Origin of the sequence: Sphingomonas sp. CFBP 13603, assembly GCF_014892665.1 — a bacterium.
In the GTDB taxonomy this organism is placed as follows: domain Bacteria; phylum Pseudomonadota; class Alphaproteobacteria; order Sphingomonadales; family Sphingomonadaceae; genus Sphingomonas.
Genome location: NZ_JADBIA010000003.1, coordinates 153918 through 175278, shown reverse-complemented (window position 1 = coordinate 175278; position 21361 = coordinate 153918). Strand labels below are relative to the sequence as shown.

The following is a 21361-nucleotide window of genomic DNA, read 5'->3' as shown; positions in this document are numbered from 1 at the left end:
CCGATGACCACATGGCAGTTCTGGATCGATCGCGGCGGCACGTTCACCGATGTCGTCGCGCGGCAGCCCGACGGACGGATCGTCACCGCCAAGCTGCTGTCGGAAGATCCCGAGCGCTATGATGATGCGGCAGTCGAGGCGATCCGGCGGCTGACCAACGGAGCGGACGTGCCTCTCGAACTGCGGATCGGGACGACGGTCGCGACCAACGCGCTGCTCGAGCGCAAGGGCGAACCGACGTGCCTCGCGATCACCCGCGGGTTCGGCGATGCGCTGCTGATCGGTCACCAGGAGCGGTCCGATATTTTCGCGCGCGACGTGAACCGTCCGCCGCCGCTGTTCGCGCATGTCGTGGAGATCGACGAGCGGGTCGGTGCGGAGGGCGATGTGCTCGGGCCGCTCGACGTCGACGCGGCCCGTGCAGGGCTACAGACGGCATTCGATAGCGGTTTGCGCGCCATCGCGATTGTCCTCATGCACGGCTACCGCTTCACCGCGCACGAGGAGGCGCTGGCGGCAATCGCGGCTGAGATCGGCTTCACCCAAATCTCGGTCAGCCACCGCGTCGCGCCGTTGATCAAGCTAATCGGGCGCGGCGATACGACCGTCGTTGACGCGTATCTGTCGCCGGTCGTCGATCGCTATGTCGCGGGCCTGAGCGACGCGCTGGGGCAGGGCGCGCTGTTCATGCAGTCGTCGGGCGGCCTGGTCGATGGCGCAGGCTTTCGCGGCAAGGATGCGATCCTGTCGGGGCCGGCGGGCGGTATCGTCGGCATGGCCGCGACGGCGCGCGAGGCCGGGTTCGAACAGATCATCGGCTTCGACATGGGCGGCACCTCGACCGACGTGTCGCACTACGCCGGCACCTATGAACGCGACACTGAGACGCTGATCGCCGGCGCCCGCATCCGCGCGCCGATGCTGCGGATCCATACCGTCGCAGCGGGCGGGGGCTCGATCTGTCGGTTCGATGGGGAGCGGCTGATCGTCGGCCCAGAGAGTGCGGGCGCGGTGCCGGGACCTGCGTGTTATCGCCGCGGCGGGCCGCTGACCGTGACCGACTGCAACGTGATGCTCGGCAAGGTTCGCCCCGAATTCTTCCCGGCGCTGTTTGGATCGGCAGGCGACCAGCCGCTCGATGCCGAGGCGGTGGCCGCCCGGTTCGTGGAACTGCCGCTCGATCCGCAGGTCGCGGCGGAAGGGTTCGTCGCGGTCGCGGTGGCGAACATGGCGAACGCGATCCGGACGATCTCCGTCGCGCGCGGGCACGACGTGACGCGCTACACGCTCGCCTGCTTCGGTGGAGCCGGAGGGCAGCATGCGTGCCTCGTCGCCGATGCGCTGGCAATGGACCGCGTGATGATCCACCCGCTGGCCGGCGTGCTGTCGGCGTACGGCATGGGCCTCGCCGATCGCCGCGTGCTCCGCGAGGCGACCTCGGGTACTGCGTTCGCGGACTATGCCGCGATCGCGCAGGCGCTGGACGGTCTGGCGGAAGCAGCGCGCGACGCCCTGGTGGCGCAGGGCGTCACGGCGGACGACGTTCGGATCGAACGCCGCGTGCATCTGCGCCGAGGCCAGACGGACCACACCATCGAGCTCGAGCTCGACGAACCGCCAGCGATGATCGCCGCGTTCGACGCCGCACACATCGCGCAGTTCGGGTTCGCCAGCGAAGCACCGCTGATCGCCGACCGGGTTGTCGCGGAGGCGATCGCCGAGAGTCCGCCGATCAACGCCTCGCTCGTCGCGTTCCCCGACGAGCCAGCCGCGCCGCTCTCGATCGCCCCCGTCTACATGGCCGGCACATGGCACGACACGCCGGTCCTCGCCCGCGAAGGCCTCCCCGCCGGCCACGCCATCGACGGACCCGCTCTGATCCTCGACAGCGTCTCGACCACCATCGTCGAGCCCGGCTGGCGCGCGCGCGTCGATCCGATCGGCAATCTGATCCTTGACCGGATCGCACCTCGCGTCGGCGCCAGCATCGGCACCGAATCCGACCCGGTCCGGCTGGCGATCTTCGCCGGTCTGTTCATGAGCATCGCCGAGGAGATGGGCGCCGCGCTCCAGCGCTCCGCCGCGTCGGTCAACATCCGCGAGCGGCTCGACTTCAGTTGCGCGCTGTTCGACGCGCACGGCAACCTCGTCGCCAACGCGCCGCACATCCCGGTCCACCTCGGGTCGATGGGCGAAAGCATCCGCACGATCATCGACGCGCGCGGCGGCGGCGCAGATGGCCGCGGTATCCGCCGCGGCGACGCCTACGCGCTCAGCGCCCCCTATCGCGGCGGCACGCACCTGCCCGACATCACCGTCATCATGCCGGTCTTTGCAGACGACAATGACGCGCCGGCGTTCTTCGTAGCCGCCCGCGGGCATCACGCGGACGTCGGCGGCATCACGCCCGGATCGATGCCGCCGGAAAGCCGCTCGGTCGAGGAAGAGGGCGTGCTGCTCGACGACGTGCTGGTAGTCGACGAAGGGCGTTTCCTCGAAACCGAACTGCGCGCAGTGTTCGCGAGTGGCCCCTATCCAGCCCGCAACATCGACCAAAACATCGCCGATCTCGCCGCACAGTTGGCCGCCTGCACACGTGGCGCGACTGGTCTCATACGGCTCGCGAACGAGTACGGCACCGACGTCGTTGCGGCGTACATGGAGCACGTCCAGGCCAACGCCGACGCCGCTGTTCGCCGCCTGATCGCGACGCTCGACGACGGCGCGTTCGCCTATGAGATGGACGATGGCGCCGTCGTCCGCGTGGCGGTCCGTGTCGACCGCGCAGCCGCGACGATGGAGGTCGATTTCGCCGGCACCAGCGACCAGCGCCCGACCAACTTTAACGCCCCCGTCTCGATCGTCCGTGCCGCCGTCCTCTATGTCGTCCGCGCGCTGATCGACGAGGCGGTACCGCTCAACGACGGCTGCCTGCGGGGCGTGACGATCCGCGTGCCCGAAGGCTCGATGCTCAACCCGCGCTATCCGGCTGCGGTCGTCGCCGGCAACGTCGAGACGAGCCAGGTCGTCACCGACGCGCTGTTCGGCGCGCTCGGCGCGATGGCCGCGAGCCAGGGGACGATGAACAACTTCACCTTCGGCAACGACACCCACCAATATTACGAGACGATCGCCGGCGGGGCAGGCGCGGGGCCCGGCTTCGACGGCGCGTCGGTGATCCAGACGCACATGACCAACAGCCGGCTGACCGACCCGGAAATCTTCGAAACGCGCTTTCCGGTATTGTTGGAAGAATTCTCGATCCGCCGCGGCTCGGGCGGCGCAGGCGCACATCACGGCGGCGACGGGGCGACGCGACGAGTCCGGTTCCTAGAGGACATGACCGCCTGCATCCTCGCCAACCGTCGCCGCGTGGCCCCGTTCGGGGTGGCGGGCGGCGAACCGGGCGGGCTGGGCTCGGCAACCATCGAGCGCGCCGACGGCGGCATCGAGCACCTGGGCTCCACCGCCAAGGTCGACATGGCGCCGGGCGACGTATTCGTGATCGAGACGCCTGGCGGCGGCGGTTTCGGCAAGGCGTGACCGGGCACGCGCCGCGCGACGTCTGGTTGCGGTAACGCGACGAACGCGGCACACACGGCATTCGATCAGCCTGAAAGTGAAGCCCATGACCGCATCCCGTTCCCGCGCCCTGTTCGTCCGATTGCTCGCGGGATCGGTGCTGGCGGTCGCAGCGCCCGCCGTCGCGCAGACGACCAACAACGCGCCCAGCGCGGCGGCGGCGCGGACCGAGGCCCCCAAGGCGCGGCCGTGGATGAACACCGCGTTGAGCGCCGATGCGCGTGTCGATCTGCTCCTGAAGGAGATGACGCTCGACGAGAAGCTGCAGCTCACCTTCGGCTATTTCGCGACCACCGCCGACTGGCAGAAGACGCCGATCAAGAATTTCGTCTATCCCAAGGACGGCCTGCCCGCATCCGCCGGGATCGTGCCCGGCATCCCGCGCCTCGGCATCCCGAACCAGTGGCAGACCGATGCCGGCGTCGGTGTCGCCAGCCAGCGCGGGCCGACGCCGCGGCTGCGCACCTCGCTGCCATCGGGGATCGCGACCGCATCGACCTGGAACCCGGACCTCGCACAGGCGGGCGGTGCGATGATCGGCAACGAGGCGTTCTTGTCAGGCTTCAACGTGCAGCTCGCGGGCGGGATGAACCTGACGCGTGAACCGCGTAACGGGCGCAATTTCGAATATGGCGGCGAGGATCCGTTGCTGGCCGGAATCATCACCGGGCACGAGATCAAGGGAATCCAGTCGCAGCACGTCGTCTCGACGATGAAGCACTACGCCTTCAACGGGCAGGAGACGAACCGCTTCACGATGGATCACAAGATCGGTGAACAGGCCGCGCGCCAGTCCGACCTGCTCGCGTTCGAGATCGCCAACGAGGTCGGCCAGCCCGGCTCGGTAATGTGCTCGTACAACCGCGTGAACGGCCATTATGCGTGCGAAAACGACTGGCTGCTCAACACCGTGCTGAAGCGCGACTGGGGCTTCAAGGGCTATGTCATGTCCGACTGGGGCGCGACGCATTCGACCAGCGAGGCGGCCAATGCCGGGCTCGATCAGCAATCGGGCTGGGCGTTCGATCGCTCGGCGTACTTCGCGGATGCGCTGCGTGAGGCGGTCAACAACGGCCATGTCAGCGAAGCGCGCGCCACCGACATGGCGCGCCGCGTGCTGTGGGGAATGTTCTCCGTAGGCGCGTTCGATACGGTCGTCGCGGGCGACCGCGCGACGACGATCGATTACGCCGCTCATGCTGCGGTGACCCGCACTGATGCGGAGGAGGGGATCGTCCTCCTGAAAAATACCGCGGGTCTGCTGCCGATCGCCAAGTCGGCCAAGTCGATCCTGCTGATCGGCGCGCATGCCGATGTTGGCGTGCTGTCGGGTGGTGGTTCGAGCCAGGTCTATTCGCCGAACGCGCCGACCAACGGCCTGATCGTGGCGGATGGGTTCCCGAGCGGTTTCCCCGGCCCCAAGACCTATCACGCCTCGTCGCCGATGAAGGCGTTGCAGGCGCGGACCGGCGCGACCGTGGCCTATCTCGACGGCAAGGACGTCAGGGCGGCCGCCGCGGCGGCGCGGAAAGCGGATGTCGTCGTCGTGTTCGGCGAGCAGTGGACCGGCGAGTCGATCGACGCGCCCGACCTGAATCTGCCCGACAACCAGAACGCGCTGATCGATGCGGTCGCGCGCGCGAACGCGAAGACGGTGGTCGTGCTCGAAACCGGCGGGCCGGTTGTGATGCCGTGGCTCGGCAAGGTCGGCGCGGTGCTGGAGGCGTGGTATCCCGGCACGGCGGGCGGCGAGGCGATCGCGCGCGTGCTGACCGGAGAGGTCAATCCGTCGGGGCATCTGCCCGCGACCTTCCCCGCGTCGCTCGCGCAGACCCCGCGGCCGGTGCTGGAGGGCGATCCGAAGCTCGACCGCGACGCGCATCCGATGGGCAATTACGATATCGAGGGCGCAGCGGTCGGCTATAAATGGTTCGACAAGACCGGCGCCACGCCGCTGTTCCCGTTCGGCTACGGACTGTCCTATACCAACTTCGCGATGAGCGGCCTGACCGCGGCAGCCGAGAGCAAGGGCATCAAGGCCGGCTTCTCGGTGAAGAACACCGGCGCCGTGCAGGGCAAGGCGGTCGCGCAGGTCTATGTGTCGGGCGCAGGCTGGGAAGCGCCGAAGCGGCTGGGGGCCTTCCGCAAGGTCGACCTCGCGCCCGGCAGCGATAAATCGGTATCGGTGACGATCGATCCGCGCCTGCTTGCGACGTTCGACACGACGACCGGCGGCTGGAAGATCGCGGGCGGCGACTACAAGGTGATGCTCGCCACCTCGGCCACGGACATCGTCCAGACCGTGACGGTCCGCGTGCCCGCGCAGACGCTCGATCGCAGCGGCAAGTGAGCCGCCGTTTCGCGCGACTGCTGCTCGCGCTGTGTGCGGCGATGTCGAGCACGCTCGCGGCGGCGCAGGACCAGCTCGTCGATCCCAACACCGTGCGCCCATCGCGCGAGGCCGGGCGGACCGCCAACGGCCTCGCGATGACGCCGCCGATGGGGTGGAACAGCTGGAACAAACACGGCTGCAAGGTCACCGAACAGGTGATCCGCGACACCGCCGACGCGATCGTCGCAAACGGCATGAAGGCGGCGGGATACGGCTATGTCGTGATCGACGATTGCTGGCACGGCGACCGTGACAAGGACGGCTTCATCACCGCCGACGCGACCAAGTTCCCGTCGGGGATCAAGGCGTTGGCGGACTACGTCCATGCAAAGGGCCTGAAGTTCGGGATCTACTCCGATGCCGGGCGAAAGACCTGCGGCGGGCGTCCCGGCAGCCAGGGGCACGAGTATCAGGACGCGCTGACCTATGCGCGCTGGGGCGTCGATTACCTCAAATACGACTGGTGTTCGACCGGCGTGCGTAATGCGGAGGAAGCCTATGCGCTGATGTCCGACGCGATCCGCGCAACCGGCCGGCCGATGCTGCTCTCGATCTGCGAATGGGGCAACAACCGCCCGTGGGAATGGGGCGCGAAGATCGGCAACATGTGGCGCACCACCGGCGACATCCGCGATGCGTGGGCGGGGCCGGTGACCTATTCGCTCGGCATGATGGACATCGTCGACAAGAACGAGCCGCTCTATCCGTTCGCGGGGCCGGGCCACTGGAACGATCCGGACATGCTCGAGGTCGGAAATGGCGGGATGACCGACACCGAATATCGCGCGCATTTCAGCCTGTGGGCGATGATGGCGGCGCCGCTGATCGCGGGCAACGACGTCGCGAAGATGGACGGCGCGACGCGCGCGATCCTGCTCAACAAGGACGTGATCGCGGTCGATCAGGATACGCTCGGGATGCAGGGGCGGCGGGTCCGCGACGATGGCGACCACGAGGTGTGGGCGCGCCCGTTGGCGGACGGAAGTCGGGCGGTGCTATTGCTGAACCGGGGAACAACACCGGCCGAGATCGCGGTGTCGTGGCCGGAGATCGGCTACACGATGGCGATGGCTTCGGACGTGCGCGATCTTTGGTCGGGGACGACGCGGCGCCTGCGTGAAGGACGGTTCTCGGCGATGGTCCCGCCGCACGGCGTGGTGATGGTGAAGGTGACGCCGAATTAGTTTGTGAAGTAGGGGCCGCGATCTTGCCCCAATCCCGTTCGTTCCGAGTAGCCATCGCATAGCTCTGCAGGGGCGCATCGAGACGGCGTATCGAAGGACAAGTTGGCGCGCGGAACGTGTACCTCGATACGCGCCCTCGATATGCTGCTGGCGCAGCTACTCGGTCTCTACTCGGCACGAGCGGGACGGGGTGAGCGACAAACGGACGCGAGGGCAGGGCGGCTTCGCAGGCGTCGGACTGCGCGTCGGATTTAAACGATCCTCCCCCGCCAGGGGGAGGTGGCTGGCTTTAGCCAGACGGAGGGGGAGGTAAGGAAAAACCCCGGTTCCGTGTCCTCCCCCTCCGTCACCTTCGGCGCCACCTCCCCCTCGCGGGGGAGGATAGCCAAGTCTCAGCCCTTGGCCTTTATCGCCGCGATCCGCTCGTCGACCCGGCGTTCCAGGATCGTCAGTGGCATCGCGCCTTCCTTCAGGATGTCGTGAAACTGCTTCAGGTCGAACGTGTCGCCCAACGCGGCCTTCGCCTTCACCCGCGCCCGCGTCCATGCCATGTGGCCGACCTTGTAGCTGCAAGCCTGACCCGCCTGCGTGCAATAACGCTCGACCTCGCGCTGCGTCCTCGGCCGCGCAAAGCCGGTCGTCGCGACCATGTAGTCGGTCGCCTTCTCGCGGCTCCAGCGTTTCGCGTGGATGCCGGTATCGACCACCAGACGCGTCGCGCGGAATAGGAACGACTGGAGATAGCCTGCGCGCTCCAGCGGCGATGCATACGCCCCGAGCTCGTCGGCCAGCTGCTCCGCATACAGCGCCCAGCCCTCCGAATAGGCGGAGAAGAAGCCGATCTTCCGCAGCGTCGGAATGTCCTTCGATTCCTGCGCAAGGCTGATCTGGAGGTGATGCCCCGGCACACCCTCGTGATAGGTGAGCGACGGCAGCGTGTATTTCGGCCAGTCGCCGACGTCCTTCAGATTGACGAAGTAGATCGCCGGGCGGCTGCCATCGAGCGAGGCACGGTTGTAATAGCCGTTCGATGCGCCGTCCTGGATCTCGACCGGCACCGCGCGGATTTCGAGTGGCTGCGTCGGGACCTCGGAGAACGCCTGGGGAAGCTTGGCGTACATCGCCTTGATGCCGTCGTTCAGCCCGGCGATCAGCTCGGTGCGCCCCTCCGCGGTGTTCGCGTAAAGCTGGTCCGGAGTCACGTTGAGCTTCGCCAGCCGCTCGCCAACCGTGCCGGTCGTGAAGCCCTGCGATTTCAGGATCGTGTCGAGCTGCGCGGTGATCTCGGCGACCTGAGCGAGGCCGATGCGGTGGACCTCGTCGGGGCTCATCGTTGTCGTCGTGGCCTGGTTCAGCGCCATCGCGTAGATCGCGTCGCCGTTGGGCACGCGCCATATCCCGTCACCGGGCTTGGTGGTCGGCTTCAACCGCTCAATCAGCGCGATCTGGCGGTCGAGCGCGGGATAGACCTTGCCCTCGACGATCTTCGAAGCGCGCGCCTGCCAGTCGCCGGCAAGACCCTTGGCCGCCGCACGTTTCACCAATGACTGGACGATGCTCGACGTCGCGGCTGGCTGGCCCCGCAGTTTCCGCATCTGTCCCAGCGTCAGGTCGAGCGACCAGCCGGGTGCGAGCAGGCCGCGTGCCGCCTCGGCTTGCTGCATCGCGCTTTCCTGATCGAGCACCGTGCCGAACTGATCGAGCCGGGACAGATACGCCTCCGCATCCGGGGTGGCGTTGATCGTGTGTGCGGTGTTGAGGAAGTCGGGCACCTGGAAATAGGCGCCGCCCTGCTGGAAAATCCGGTACGGGCGGATTGGGCTGTCCATGCCGAACTTCTCTGGCGCGGCGATCTGCGTGTTCAGCGAATAGCGCACCACTTCGAGGTTGAGCTTGGCGGCGGGCGACAGGCCTGCGCCGTCGTAGCGGGCTAGGCTGGCGAGCGCGGCCTTGGTCTCGCTCACGTCGCGTGCGCGCTTTTCCGGCGTGCGCGGCGAAAGCTGGCTCTTCAGGCCCGCGAGAGACCCCTTGTCGAGACCCAGCGATGTCGCGAGTTCGGGCGACCGGGCGACGCTCGCCTGGAATATCCGCTCGAAATCGGCGTTGAGCGCGGTGTCGCCGCTCGACTGCGCAAAGGCCGATGACGGCAACAACGTGGTGGCAAGTGCGGCGACGCCGCCCGATGCGAGGAACTGGCGACGATCCATGACGAACTCTCCCGTGAACTTTCGCGCATCTAAGCCGATCGCCGCGCGGACCGCCAGCGCTTCGGGATCGGAATTTCGGCGCGTCTGCGACCGGAACCGGCGTGGAAGATGCGTCCGTCGCGAAACCGCCGGAACAAGCGCGGATATCGTCGGTTTTACCCGAGAGCCCGGCGGTGTCCTTACCCCCCCGAAGGATGCCGTCGGGTGTATGCGTAGGTGAGGTAGACGTGCGAAACGAGACATCCAGGCGTGAAGCCGGCGCACGATTGCACGATGTCGGCGAAACGTTGCGTTCGTCCTGGCAGACGCCGACGGATACGATGATCACCGAAGACATCCCGACGCTGCTGACGCGCCTGTCGCAGGTGCCGAAGACCCGCAAGAAACCGTAATTCGACCGGCCCGGCGTGCAGCCGGACCGATCGTGCATCCCGACCTCAGCTCGTCGGCGCTGCCTTCTTCGCAGGGTCCTTCATGGCCTCGATGAGCTTCTTCACTTCCTGGCTGCGACCGCGTGGCATGATCAGGACGTCGTTGCCGCTCGCGACCACGATCAGGTCCTCGACCCCGACCAGCGAGACGCGGACGCCGTCGCTGCGGACGAAGCAGTTCTTCGTATCGATTGCGAGAACGTTGCCGTCGCCGTGGCTGCGGTGCGCGTTGCCGTCGCTGTCCGTGTCGCTGATCGCGTGGAGCGCGTCCCAGCTGCCGACGTCGTTCCAGCCCATCGCGACCGGCACGACCGCGACACGGTCGGCCTTTTCCATCACCGCATAATCGATCGAATCGTCGGGCGAGGCTGCAAAGGCGACCGCGTCGGGGTAGATGCGGGTCCCTTCGGTACGCGCCTTGTCCATCGCCTCCTGCGTGGCGGTCAGGATACCCGGATCGAACTGCGCGAGGGCTTCGAGATAGGAGTCGGCAAGGAACAGGAAGATCCCGCCGTTCCAGGCATGATCGCCGCTCGCCAGCATCGACTGCGCCTTGTCGAGCGGGGGCTTCTCGACGAACCGCGCGACGCGGTTGACGCCGGGCTGGAGTTCGTCGCCGATCTGGATCCAGCCATAGCCGGTCTCGGGCGCGTCGGGTGCGATGCCGAACGTGACCAGCCACCCTTGCGTGACGAGCGGCATTGCGGCCTCGATCGCCGCGTGGAATGCCGCGACATCGCCGATAACGTGGTCCGACGGCATAACCAGTAACGCGTCGCCGCCCCCACCGGCGGCGATCGCCGCCAGCGCGATGGCGGGCGCAGTGTTGCGACCGGTTGGCTCGAGGATCAGCGCCTGCGGTGTTGCGCCAGCTTCTGCAAGCTGCTGCTCGACCAGGTCGGCATGGCGCGCATTGGCGACCACGATCGGAGCGGCAAAGCGTTCGCCGAACGTACGACCCGCCGTAAGCTGCAGCATCGTTTCATCCGCCGTCAGCGCGAGCATCTGCTTGGGCATTTCAGGGCGGGACATCGGCCAAAGGCGCGTGCCCGATCCGCCTGACAGGATAACGGGAACGATTTTGCGTGCGGTCATGAATCCTCCGGGTGGCGCTGAGCTATAGCGGAGCGGCCACCGGTGCCAATCGCCGAATGTATCGATTGGATGCGCGGTCTTCAGGCTTTTTTCGTGTTTTCCTGCGAAACCAAGCGTTCAGGTGTCGGTAGCATTTACAAATAACCTGTCGGGAAGCGTTGCATGATACGGCTCTTCAAGCATTACGTGCCGCATACCGTGCTTCTGCTCGGGCTGGTCGACATGATCCTGCTGATCGTTTCGGCAGAGCTGGGCTGGGTCGTTCGCGCGCATCAGATCGGGATGCTGGTCGAGCCGATCGCCACCCGGATCGCGCAGTTGCTGACGTTTGCGATCGCGTTGCAGGTCTCGCTGGTCGCGGTCGGGGCGTACGGCGTCGCTTCGTTCCTGTCGCTCCGGTTCGCCGCCGCGCGTCTGGCCGTGGCGCTGGCACTCGGCGTCATCTTCTTGTCGTTCATCTTCTTTCTGGTTCCCGCACTTACCTTCTGGCGATCGAACCTGTTGTACTCCACGATCATCGCGACCGTGCTGCTCGTCACCGTGCGGGCGTTGCTCGGGAAGACGCTTGGCGGCGAGACGTTCAAGCGTCGCATCATCGTGCTGGGCGCCGGCAAGCGTGCGGCGCAGATCCTCGGATTGTCCGAACAGCCCGGCATCAATTTCGTCGTCGCGGCCTTCGTCTCCATGGGGGAGGCGGATCCCGTCGTTGCGACCGTCACGCCGCGCGCCGACATTCCGAACCTGGCGGCGTACATCGTCGATCAGAATGCCAGCGAAGTGGTCCTCGCGCTCGACGAGCGACGCAACGCCTTGCCGATGAAGGATCTGTTGCGGGTCCGCACGACCGGCGTCCAGGTCAGCGAAATTTCCAGCTTTCTCGAACGTGAAACGGGGCGCATCGACCTGAAGAGCGTCAATCCGTCATGGCTGATCTTCTCCGACGGTTTCGCATCGAGTCGCATGCTGTCGAGCGTCTTCAAGCGCGCGTTCGACATCATCGCGAGCGGGCTGTTGCTGATCGTGACGCTGCCGATCATCCTGCTCACCGCAATCGCCATCAAACTCGAATCGAAGGGCCCGGCCTTCTACCGCCAGCGCCGGGTCGGGCTCTACAACGAGGGCTTCGACATCCTGAAGCTGCGTTCGATGCGGCAGGATGCGGAGGTCGCGGGGACTGCAGTCTGGGCGGCGGAGGACGATCCCCGCATCACCCGGGTCGGTCGTTTCATCCGTAAGGTCCGGATCGACGAACTGCCGCAGACCTGGACCGTGTTGAAGGGCGAGATGAGCTTCGTCGGGCCACGCCCCGAACGCCCGCAGTTCGTCGAACAGCTTGAGGATCAGCTGCCCTTCTATGCCGAGCGGCACATGGTGAAGCCCGGCATCACCGGTTGGGCGCAGATCAACTATCCGTATGGCGCGTCGATCGAGGATGCCCGGCACAAGCTGGAATACGACCTGTATTACGCGAAGAACTACTCGCCGTTCCTCGACATGCTGATCCTGTTGCAGACGCTGCGCGTGGTGCTGTGGCCGGTCGGCGCGCGCTGAATACGGCATGATGGCGACGCTCACCCTCTGGAGCCATGCGCTCGCCGCCCTCGTGTTCGGGGGGCTGGGCGTAGCGCAACTCCGCGGCGGTGCTGGGCAATGGCCGCACGGCGCGTTCGTCACGGCCTTGTTCGCGACGAGCCTCTGGGCATTGGCCGTGGCGGGGATCGATGCCGGCCATGTCGCGCCGCGCATCGCGGAAAGCGTCCGCAATATTGCGTGGCTCGGTTTCATGCTGGCGCTGGTCCGGCGGGATCGGGCCGGGAATTTTGCGCTGGGCGCGGTCTATCTGCTGGTCGTCGCGATCGCGGTGATGAGTGCCTTGCTGGCAATAGCCGAAATGGCGCCGATTGACCGCGAGGCCGTGGTGGCGGTCGGCACCGCGCGGCTGGTCTTCCGCATGATGACCGCGGTCAGCGCACTGGTGCTGGTCCATCATCTCTACCAGGCAGCTCCGGCTTCGCGCGGTGGGATCAGGCTGGTCATGCTGGCGCTGGCGGCGATGTGGGGCGCTGACCTCGTGCTGCTCACGCTGTTTTATTTCCAGGCCGACTGGGTGTCATGGCTGTCTGCGGTGCGCGGCATGGCGATGGTGGGCGTGGCAGCGGTGTTGATGATCGCGGTGCATCGCAGTGGAGACTGGACGCTCGCGCTGTCGCGGCCGGTGACGATACGGGCGCTCACCGCGATCGGAATCGTGCTGTACGTGGGCATCGTCGCGCTCGCGACCAGTCTCGCCGGTAGCTATGCCGGGCCTTATTCCCGCATTGCACAGACCGCGATCGTGTTCGGCGCGACCGCGACCCTCATGACGATGCTGTCGACGCCGTGGCTGCGCGCGTGGACCAAGGTGAAGATCGCCAAGCACCTGTTCCGTCATCGCTATGATTACCGTGCCGAATGGCAGCGTTTCACCGATACGCTGGGCATGTCGGGCACGCAGTTCGATGGTCATCCCGAACCACTCGGAACACGGGTCGTGAAGGCAGTGGCAGATCTGACCGATTCGCCCGGCGGCCTGTTGCTGGTGCCCGATGGCGCATCGCTTGAGGTGAGCACGACGTGGAACTGGCGCGACACGACCGAGAGCGGCGGCGAAGCGTTGGCGCGCTATCTCGGCAATGGCGCCCGTATCATCGAACTCGATCCGGTCCGCACGGGCGATGCACTCCACGAAGAACAGGCTAGCGTTCCGACGTGGCTGTCCGACTGTAATGAAGCCTGGGCGATCGTGCCGCTGCTGCACGGCGGGAACCTGGTCGGTGCGATCGTTCTCGCTCGCCCGCCGGTCGACCGTGCGCTGGACTGGGAGGATTTCGATCTGCTCCGCGTCGCCGGGCGGCAGGCGGCGAGTTATCTGGCGGAGGATCGCGCGCATTCCGCGCTGGCGGACGCGGCGCGCTTCGACGAGTTCAACCGCCGCTTCGCGTTCATCCTGCACGACATCAAGAACCTCGTCAGTCAGCTGACACTGGTTGCGCGCAATGCCGAACGCCACGCCGACAATCCCGATTTCCGCGTCGACATGATCGCTACCCTCAAGGACTCCTCCGATCGCATGAATGCGCTGCTCGCCCGCCTGTCGCAGCATAATGCCGCGCCCAGCGAACCGCTCCAGCCGGTCGATGTCGGTGCGCTGGTCGAACGCATCGTAGCCGCGCGGAAGAGCCAGCATCCGATCGCGGCACGCGTCGTACCGGCGCTCGCGCTTGGCCATGCGACGCGGCTCGAACAGGTGCTGGGTCACCTCGTCCAGAACGGCATCGAGGCGAGCGGGGCCGACGATCCGATCATGCTGTCGATCGACGCGCAGGGCGACCGCGTGAGGATCGACGTGATCGACCAGGGCTGCGGCATGACGCCAGGGTTCGTACGTGACCAGCTCTTCCGCCCGTTCGTATCGTCCAAGCCGACCGGGTTCGGCATCGGTGCGTTCGAGGCGCGACAGCTCGTCCAGGCAATGGGCGGTACGCTGGAGGTCACGAGTCGCGAGGGGCAGGGAACGCGTTTTCGGATAACGTTGCCCGCCGCGACCGTGATGGAGGCGGCGGCATGAGCGGGGCCACGACCGAAAGGGGCCGGCCCGTCCTGTTGATCGTCGAGGACGATGCCGGGCTACAGCGGCAACTTCGCTGGGCCTATGAAGGCTATGAGATCGTCGTCGCGAGTGATCGCACGCAGGCCCTGGACGCGGTGCGCGCGCATGAGCCGGCGGTCGTGACGCTCGATCTCGGCCTGCCGCCCGACCCCGACGGCGTGAGCGAGGGCTTTGCGACGCTGCGCGACATCCTGGCGATGAAGCCCGACACCAAGGTGATCGTCGCATCCGGGCACGGTGCCCGCGAAAGCGCGTTGCAGGCGATCGCCGATGGTGCCTGGGATTTCTACGCCAAGCCGATCGATATCGACGCGCTGGGCATGATCGTCGGCCGCGCCTTCCACGTCCATGCGCTCGAAGCCGAAAACCGTCGGCTTGCCGCACGCGTCGAGGCAGGCGGGTTCGGTGGTCTCATCAGCGCGTCCCCCGAAATGGCGGTGGTTACGCGGACGCTGGAGCGGGTCGCCCCCGCGAACGTGTCGGTGATGTTGCTCGGTGCCAGCGGCACCGGGAAGGAGTTGCTCGCACGGGGGCTGCACGACGCATCGCCGCGATCGCGCGGTAGTTTCGTCGCGATCAACTGCGCGGCGATTCCAGAAACCCTGCTCGAAAGCGAATTGTTCGGACACGAGAAGGGCGCGTTCACCGGCGCGATCAAGACCGTCCAGGGCAAGATCGAACAGGCGGCCGGCGGCACGCTGTTTCTCGACGAGATCGGCGACGTGCCTCTCGCGCTGCAGGTCAAGCTGTTGCGGTTCCTCCAGGAGCGCGTGATCGAGCGCGTCGGCGGGCGCAAGGCGATCCCCGTCGACACGCGGATCGTGTGTGCGACTCATCAGAATGTCGACGCGATGGTCGCCGACGGACGCCTCCGCGAAGACCTGTATTACCGGCTTGCGGAGATCGTCGTGCGAATTCCCCGGTTGGCCGACCGGACCGGCGACGCGGTATTGCTCGCACGCCACTTCGTGACGCGCTACGCCGTGGCCATGAACCCCGTCGTCACCGGCCTTGCTCCCGACGCGCGCGCTGCGATCGATGGCTGGGGCTGGCCGGGCAACGTCCGCGAACTGGAGAACCGGATCAAGCGCGCGGTGATCATGGCGGACGGAAAGCTGGTCACCGCGACCGATCTCGACCTCGACGGCAAGGCGGAGGAGGCTGCCGCGCTGAACCTGCGCGCCGCCCGCGAACTTGCCGATCGCAAGGCGATCCGTCAGGCGCTGGTCCGCGCCGACGGCAACATTTCCGGCGCGTCGCGTCTGCTGGGGATCAGCCGGCCGACGCTGTACGATCTGCTCAAGAGCTATGATCTTCATGTCTGAGGCCGCGTCTGGATCGGGCGCTCGGGCAAGCCGCTATCCGCTGCTGCGTCGCAAGCGGCGGCGGCGCGTGAAGTTGCCCGCTATCCTGACAGGCAATCGCGCAAGGATCCTCGCGATCGCTCTCCTGAGTCTGGCGCTCGTCGCCGTCGCGATCGCTCTCGCTCTGCGTCCGCCACCGCCCAATGCGCGCCGGTTGCTCATCGACAGCCTGAACACGCTGAATGCCGGGAATTACAGCGCTGCCCGGACCAACGCGCAGCACGCGATTGCCGCCGAACCCAGGCTTGCCCTCGCGCATGCCGTGCTTGCCCGCGCCTATCTCGAGCTCGGTGACGGACTAGCCGCGGAAGCAGAACTGGCGCGCGCGACGGATGCCGGGCTGTCCGCCGATCGCCTTCATCAGCTGTTGGCGCATGCACGGCTGCTGCAAGGCGATGCCGACGGCGCACTCGACGAAGCCGCCAAGGCGCCGCCGCGCTATGCCGGTTATGCCGCAAGGATCCAGGCGCGTGCGCTCGCGTCGCAAGGCGATGGCGTCCAGGCGCAGGCGGTGCTTCGCGCGCTGCTCGATCGCGCGCCGAACGATGCGGCGGCATGGACCGATCTCGGACGTATCCGGCTGACGGCCGGCGATGTCGGCGGGGCGTCGGTTGCAGCGTCACGCGCTGCGACGCTCGCCCCGCGCGAGCCCGCCGCGCTGACCTTGCAGGGCGAGGTCGTCCGTAGCCGTTACGGGCTGGTCGCCGCGCTGCCATGGTTCGCGGCGGCGTTGCGGAGCGATGCCTATTATCACCCCGCCCTGATCGAATATGCCGCGACGCTGGGCGAACTGGGTCGCAACACCGAGATGCTGGGCGCCACCCGCAATGCGCTGCTGGCGCGGCCGGGCAGCCCGCAGGCGCTGTATCTCCAGGCGGTGCTCGCCGCGCGTGCCGGCCGGACCGCATTGGCGCGCACCTTGCTGCAACGGACCGGGGGCGCAATTGCGGGCTTGCCGGGTTCGCTCCTGCTGTCGGGCAGTCTGGACTATGCGGAGGGCAAGCCCGAGCAGGCGGTCGCCGCGTGGCGGCGGCTGGCTGCGGTGCAGCCCTTGAACGTCACCGCACGGCAATTGCTCGGCGCGGCATTGCTCCGCTCGGGCAACCCCCGCGAGGCGCTCGATGCGCTGCGGCCGATCGGAATGCGTGCCGACGCGGACAGTTATTCGTTGACCCTGATCGCGCGCGGGTTCGAAGCGGTCGGCGATCAGGCGTCCGCTGCGCAATACCTCGATCGGGCGGCGACGGGGCCGATCGCGCCGGCTGCGACATTTGTCACCGACGATGCGGTCGGTGCGCTGATGGCAGACGCCGACGGCGCGGTCGGCGACCCGACCTATGTGTTGGGCGTGGTCCGCGGTCTGGTCACGCGTGGTGACTTTGGCGGGGCCGTAGCGCGCGCGCGGACGCTGGCCGTATCAACGCCTGGCGCGCCCGCGGCGCAACTGGCGCTGGGGGATTCACTGGCCGCCGGGGGACGCTACGGCGAAGCGGCCGGAGCGTACGCTCGCGCGGCCGACCTGTCGTTCGACGAACCAACCATGCTGCGTCTGGTCGACGCGCTCGGCCGTGCCGGGCGGGCGGAAGATGCGAGCGCGGCACTCGCGCTGTATCTGTCGCAGAATCCGCAAAGCCTGGCGGGGCTGCGGCTGCTCGGACATTGGCAGGTCGCGTCCGGCGACTGGGACACTGCGATCGAAACGCTCGAAGGGGTACGGCGCCGCGTCGGCAATCGTGACGGCGGCGTGCTGGTCGATCTCGCGCTGGCCTATGCCGGCAGCGACGACGGCGCGATCGCGGTGCGATACGGGCGAGCCGCCTACGGACTGTCGCCGATGAGCGCGGCGGCGGCGGATGCTTATGGGGTCGCCTTGGCCGCAGACGGCAATCTCGACGGCGCACGGCAATTACTGGTCAAGGCGACTCGACTTGCACCCGGCAATGCCGTGATCACGGATCATCTTCGCCAACTCCGCTGAACGCTTGCCTGACGGGCATCGCGACGCCAGAAGCCGCGTATGACCGATCCTCTGGACCGCATCGCCGCCGCACTGGAGCGCCTGTCTCCACCGCCACCGCCCGCCGCCGATCCGCTGGCACATCCCGCGTATGTCTGGCGCGGTAATGCGCTCCAGCCGGCGCGTGCGTTCGCACCGTTGCCGCTCGCCATGCTGATCGGAGTCGAACGGCAAAAGACATCGCTGGTCGCCAACCTGCGCCATCTTGCCGACCGGCACGCGGCGCAGGATGTCTTGCTCTGGGGTGCACGCGGCACCGGCAAGTCCGCGCTCGTCAAGAGCGCCGTGGCATCCTTGCAGGCCGAAGGCGGCGATATCGCGCTGGTCGAAGTCTCCGAACTTGCAGGACTCCCGGCGCTGTTCGCCTCACTTGGGCCGGTCGATCGCGCCTTCGTGCTGTTTGTCGACGATCTGGGATTCGACGTCCCGGCCGAGGCGCGGACGCTGCGATCGATGCTGGAGGGTGGGGCGGAACCGCGGCCAGCCAACGTCCGGCTGGTGGTAACGGCCAATCGTCGCCACCTGGCATCACGCGACATCGCCGAGCAGGAGAGCGCGATCAATCCCCGGGATTCGGTCGACGACCATCTTGCGCTGGCAGACCGATTCGGTCTCAGCCTTGGTTTTCATGCGCTGGATCAGGAGGGGTATCTGGCGATCGTCGCGGCGTATGCGAAGGCGAACGATCTGTCGTTCGAGCCTGGCGATGCGATCGGCTGGGCGACACGTCGAGGAAGTCGATCGGGTCGGGTAGCGTGGCAGTTCATCGTCGATCTGGCAGGCCATGCGGGAAAGCCGCTCTAGCCAAGACCTGTATCGGTGACGTTGTGAGCGTACCGGGAAACGAGTGGGCCGACGCGGTCGCGTCGGCCCGAAACGCTTAGTTGCTGTCCGAATCGTCATCCTTGACGATTGCGACAACACCGATGGCAACAACGCCAGCAGCGATCAGAGCAGCGATGATGCCGCCGCCAGCTGCTTCGCTCTTGCCCTTTGCAACCGTGCCAGCGCGAACGTTCGCGACCGACAGGCTTGCAGGTGCTGCGGTTGCTGCAACCGAGGTGGACAGCATTGCGACAGCAAGTGCGCTGCCGGTAAGGGCCTTGAGCTTCATAAAAATCTCCAAAAACAAGTCGTGGGAATATGATGCAACGCAATATTTGTCAATGCGTTCCAACCGGTTTTGAACCCGGCTAAACGTTAGTACAAATATCAAGCCGGACCGTCGACTTGCTCCGCAAGTTCCAACCAGCGCAATTCCGCTGCTTCCTTTTCCGCACGTGCCTTCTCGATCGCGGCCGTCAATTTCGCGAACGTCGCATGGTCGCGCATGTAGAGATCGGGCTTTGCGAGCTTGACCGCATCGACCGCCATCTGCGCGTCGAGTTCCTCGATTCGCTTCGGCAGCAGCTCATAGTCGCGCTGGTCCTTGTAGGTCAGTTTCGCACGGGGTGCCGCGACGGTCGGCGCGGTCGCGGCGACCTTCTTCGACGCGCGCTTGCCGGTCGTCGTCGAGACGCGACGCTTTTCCCAATCCTCGTAGCCGCCCGCGACGACGTCGACCGTACCCGAGCCGTCGAGCCCGAGCGTGATCGTCACGGTCCGGTCGAGGAAGTCGCGATCATGGCTGACGATCAGGACGGTGCCGTCGTAATCGCCGATTACTTCCTGCAACAGATCGAGCGTTTCGAGATCGAGATCGTTGGTAGGCTCGTCCAGCACCAACAAGTTCGACGGCTTGGCGAATTCGCGCGCCAGCAACAGCCGCGAGCGTTCGCCACCCGACAGCGAGCCGATCTTCGCATCGACCATGTTGGGGTCGAACAGGAAGTCCTTCAGGTAACCGTGGATGTGCTTCCGAACGCCGAGCACGTCGATCCACTCGCCGCCATCGACGACGACTTCGCGGACCGTCTTTTCGGGCGCCATCAGGCTGCGCTGCTGGTCGATCACTACTGCATCCAGGGTCTGGGCCAGCTTGATCGAACCACTGTCGGGCTGGATCTCGCCGGTCAGCAGCTTGAGCAAGGTCGACTTGCCGGCGCCGTTGCGGCCGACGATGCCTATGCGGTCGCCTCTGGTGACCCTCAACGTCAAGTCGCCGATGATCGTGCGGTCGCCGTATACCTTGGTGACGTTCTTCGCGTCGATCACGACCTTCGACTTGGTGTCGTCGCTGGCGGTCGTCAGGTTCGCCGAGCCCTGCGGCCCGATCATCGAGGCGCGTTCGGCGCGCATCTCGTGCAGCTTGGTGAGACGGCCCTGGTTGCGCTTGCGACGGCCGGTGACGCCGCGGAGCAGCCAATGCTCCTCCAGCTTGAGGCGCGCATCGAGCTTCTCAGCCTGGCGCTGTTCCTCGGCATACACCTGCTCGGTCCACGCCTCGAACCCGCCGAAACCGATCTCCGCGCGACGGATCGCGCCGCGATCGAGCCACAGCGTCTGCTTCGTGAGTCGCGTCAGGAAGGTGCGGTCATGGCTGATCACGACGAACGCGCCGCGGAACCGCTTGAGCCAATCCTCGATCCATTCGATCGCGCCGATGTCTAGATGGTTGGTCGGCTCGTCGAGCAGCAACACGTCGGGGTCCTGCGACAGCGCCCGGACGATCGCCGCGCGACGCCGTTCGCCGCCGGACGCCGAGGCCGCCTCGCGCGACAGGTCGATGCCGAGCTGATCGGCGATCGAATCCGCCTCGTAGTTCACCGGCGCATCGTCCCCCGCCATCACGTAATCGCGCAGCGTGGCGAAACCGCGCAGATCCGGCTCCTGCTCGAGGATGACGACGCGCGTGCCGGGGACGATCGTCCTGCGTCCCTCGTCCGCCTGGACGCTCCCGCCGAGCAGTTTGAGCAAGGTCGTCTTGCCGGCGCCGTTGCGGCCGATCAGCGCGAGCCGGTCGCGCGGTCCGATATGGATGTCGAGATTGCGAAAGAGCCATCCCGAGCCCTGGACGAGTCCGAGGCCTTCGAATGCTAAGATTGGTGCTGCCATGTTCGCGCCACGTAGGGGTGCGAAGTGATGCAGGCAAGTTACACCGCGCAGGCTTCGTGCTGTCGGCGGCCTGTCGCGATCATTCACAGGCTGTTCAATGCGGGAGGCCTATGCCACCGCCATGAAGATGCTGCTTTTCCTTGCGACCCTGGCCGCTGCGCCGTTTCTGATGGGTGCCGCCCCCGTGCTGGCGGGCGAGCCCCCGCAGCGCCGCAGCGATCAGATGTCGGCGTTGCAGGCGCGCAAGACCGGAGCGCCGTCTTTGCGCGAGATCGAGTCGCGCGTGATCCCGACGATGCGGGGGGCGCAGTATCTCGGCTCGGACTATGATTCGGGCAGCGCCATTTACACGCTGAAATTCCTGCGCGATGGAACCGTCATCTGGGTCGACGTCGATGGCCGCAACGGCCAGATCGTCGGCCGCACGGGTCGCTGAACACTGTAAT

14 protein-coding genes are annotated in these 21361 nt (G+C 66.6%); 10 read left to right on the top strand and 4 right to left on the bottom strand.

Features of this window, described 5'->3' with window-relative positions:
* The first annotated feature begins 3 nt into the window (after positions 1-3).
* The 3 genes from IFR23_RS06270 to IFR23_RS06260 all read left to right on the top strand — a co-directional run bounded on the left by IFR23_RS06270 (position 4) and on the right by IFR23_RS06260 (position 7158).
* On the top strand, positions 4-3543 hold the full coding sequence (locus tag IFR23_RS06270; protein ID WP_192975148.1) for a hydantoinase B/oxoprolinase family protein: 3540 nt from the start codon (positions 4-6) through the stop codon (positions 3541-3543).
* Between the two features lie 85 nt (positions 3544-3628).
* A complete protein-coding gene (locus IFR23_RS06265) occupies positions 3629-5932 on the top strand; it encodes a glycoside hydrolase family 3 C-terminal domain-containing protein (protein WP_192975147.1) in 2304 nt (767 codons plus the stop codon).
* Positions 5929-7158 carry a glycoside hydrolase family 27 protein gene (locus IFR23_RS06260; protein WP_342344880.1) on the top strand — a complete coding sequence of 410 codons (1230 nt, stop codon included), beginning with the start codon at positions 5929-5931 and terminating at the stop codon, positions 7156-7158. Before IFR23_RS06265 ends, IFR23_RS06260 begins: the two co-directional genes overlap by 4 nt.
* A gap of 392 nt (positions 7159-7550) precedes the next feature.
* Here the strand turns inward: IFR23_RS06260 and IFR23_RS06255 are convergent, their stop codons facing one another.
* Positions 7551-9365, bottom strand: a complete 1815-nt coding sequence (locus tag IFR23_RS06255; RefSeq protein WP_192975146.1) for a DUF885 domain-containing protein — start codon at positions 9363-9365, stop codon at positions 7551-7553.
* 227 nt (positions 9366-9592) lie between these two features.
* Here IFR23_RS06255 and IFR23_RS06250 point away from each other — a divergent pair, with 227 nt between their 5' ends.
* On the top strand, positions 9593-9757 hold the full coding sequence (locus tag IFR23_RS06250) for a hypothetical protein (protein WP_192975145.1): 165 nt from the start codon (positions 9593-9595) through the stop codon (positions 9755-9757).
* 45 nt (positions 9758-9802) lie between these two features.
* On the opposite strand, the gene IFR23_RS06245 is transcribed toward IFR23_RS06250, so the two are convergent.
* Positions 9803-10891: a mannose-1-phosphate guanylyltransferase/mannose-6-phosphate isomerase gene (locus IFR23_RS06245; RefSeq protein ID WP_192975144.1), complete on the bottom strand. Its 1089-nt coding sequence runs from the start codon at positions 10889-10891 to the stop codon at positions 9803-9805.
* Between the two features lie 162 nt (positions 10892-11053).
* Between IFR23_RS06245 and IFR23_RS06240 the strand changes: the two genes are divergently transcribed.
* The 5 genes from IFR23_RS06240 to IFR23_RS06220 are packed head-to-tail and all read left to right on the top strand — an operon-like array spanning position 11054 to position 18725.
* Positions 11054-12442 (top strand): TIGR03013 family XrtA/PEP-CTERM system glycosyltransferase, encoded by a 1389-nt coding sequence (locus tag IFR23_RS06240; protein WP_192975143.1) that lies wholly within the window; start codon positions 11054-11056, stop codon positions 12440-12442.
* 10 nt (positions 12443-12452) lie between these two features.
* Complete coding sequence (gene prsK / locus IFR23_RS06235) at positions 12453-14498, top strand: XrtA/PEP-CTERM system histidine kinase PrsK (RefSeq protein ID WP_192975142.1); 2046 nt, start codon at positions 12453-12455, stop codon at positions 14496-14498.
* Positions 14495-15865 carry a PEP-CTERM-box response regulator transcription factor gene (prsR, locus tag IFR23_RS06230; protein ID WP_192975141.1) on the top strand — a complete coding sequence of 457 codons (1371 nt, stop codon included), beginning with the start codon at positions 14495-14497 and terminating at the stop codon, positions 15863-15865. The genes prsK and prsR overlap by 4 nt, the downstream gene beginning before the upstream one ends.
* Positions 15849-17882 carry a tetratricopeptide repeat protein gene (locus IFR23_RS06225; protein WP_244655488.1) on the top strand — a complete coding sequence of 678 codons (2034 nt, stop codon included), beginning with the start codon at positions 15849-15851 and terminating at the stop codon, positions 17880-17882. The genes prsR and IFR23_RS06225 overlap by 17 nt, the downstream gene beginning before the upstream one ends.
* Before the next feature lie 39 nt (positions 17883-17921).
* Entirely contained in the window at positions 17922-18725 is an 804-nt protein-coding gene (locus IFR23_RS06220) for a DUF815 domain-containing protein (protein WP_192975140.1), read from the top strand.
* 76 nt (positions 18726-18801) lie between these two features.
* On the opposite strand, the gene IFR23_RS06215 is transcribed toward IFR23_RS06220, so the two are convergent.
* Positions 18802-19035 carry a hypothetical protein gene (locus IFR23_RS06215; RefSeq protein ID WP_107963882.1) on the bottom strand — a complete coding sequence of 78 codons (234 nt, stop codon included), beginning with the start codon at positions 19033-19035 and terminating at the stop codon, positions 18802-18804.
* Between the two features lie 98 nt (positions 19036-19133).
* Positions 19134-20915 carry an ABC-F family ATP-binding cassette domain-containing protein gene (locus IFR23_RS06210; protein WP_192975139.1) on the bottom strand — a complete coding sequence of 594 codons (1782 nt, stop codon included), beginning with the start codon at positions 20913-20915 and terminating at the stop codon, positions 19134-19136.
* 121 nt (positions 20916-21036) lie between these two features.
* On the opposite strand from IFR23_RS06210, the gene IFR23_RS06205 reads away from it, so the two are divergent.
* Positions 21037-21351 (top strand): hypothetical protein, encoded by a 315-nt coding sequence (locus tag IFR23_RS06205; protein ID WP_192975138.1) that lies wholly within the window; start codon positions 21037-21039, stop codon positions 21349-21351.
* Positions 21352-21361 lie beyond the last annotated feature (10 nt).

Coding starts and splice junctions, on each gene's coding strand:
- IFR23_RS06270 (WP_192975148.1), top strand. CDS start 4: ATGACCACATGGCAGTTCTGGATCGATCGCGGCGGCACGTTCACCGAT.
- prsK (WP_192975142.1), top strand. CDS start 12,453: ATGGCGACGCTCACCCTCTGGAGCCATGCGCTCGCCGCCCTCGTGTTC.
- IFR23_RS06215 (WP_107963882.1), bottom strand. CDS start 19,035: ATGAAGCTCAAGGCCCTTACCGGCAGCGCACTTGCTGTCGCAATGCTG.
- IFR23_RS06240 (WP_192975143.1), top strand. CDS start 11,054: ATGATACGGCTCTTCAAGCATTACGTGCCGCATACCGTGCTTCTGCTC.
- IFR23_RS06225 (WP_244655488.1), top strand. CDS start 15,849: ATGATCTTCATGTCTGAGGCCGCGTCTGGATCGGGCGCTCGGGCAAGC.
- IFR23_RS06210 (WP_192975139.1), bottom strand. CDS start 20,915: ATGGCAGCACCAATCTTAGCATTCGAAGGCCTCGGACTCGTCCAGGGC.
- IFR23_RS06245 (WP_192975144.1), bottom strand. CDS start 10,891: ATGACCGCACGCAAAATCGTTCCCGTTATCCTGTCAGGCGGATCGGGC.
- IFR23_RS06205 (WP_192975138.1), top strand. CDS start 21,037: ATGAAGATGCTGCTTTTCCTTGCGACCCTGGCCGCTGCGCCGTTTCTG.
- IFR23_RS06220 (WP_192975140.1), top strand. CDS start 17,922: ATGACCGATCCTCTGGACCGCATCGCCGCCGCACTGGAGCGCCTGTCT.
- prsR (WP_192975141.1), top strand. CDS start 14,495: ATGAGCGGGGCCACGACCGAAAGGGGCCGGCCCGTCCTGTTGATCGTC.
- IFR23_RS06265 (WP_192975147.1), top strand. CDS start 3,629: ATGACCGCATCCCGTTCCCGCGCCCTGTTCGTCCGATTGCTCGCGGGA.
- IFR23_RS06255 (WP_192975146.1), bottom strand. CDS start 9,365: ATGGATCGTCGCCAGTTCCTCGCATCGGGCGGCGTCGCCGCACTTGCC.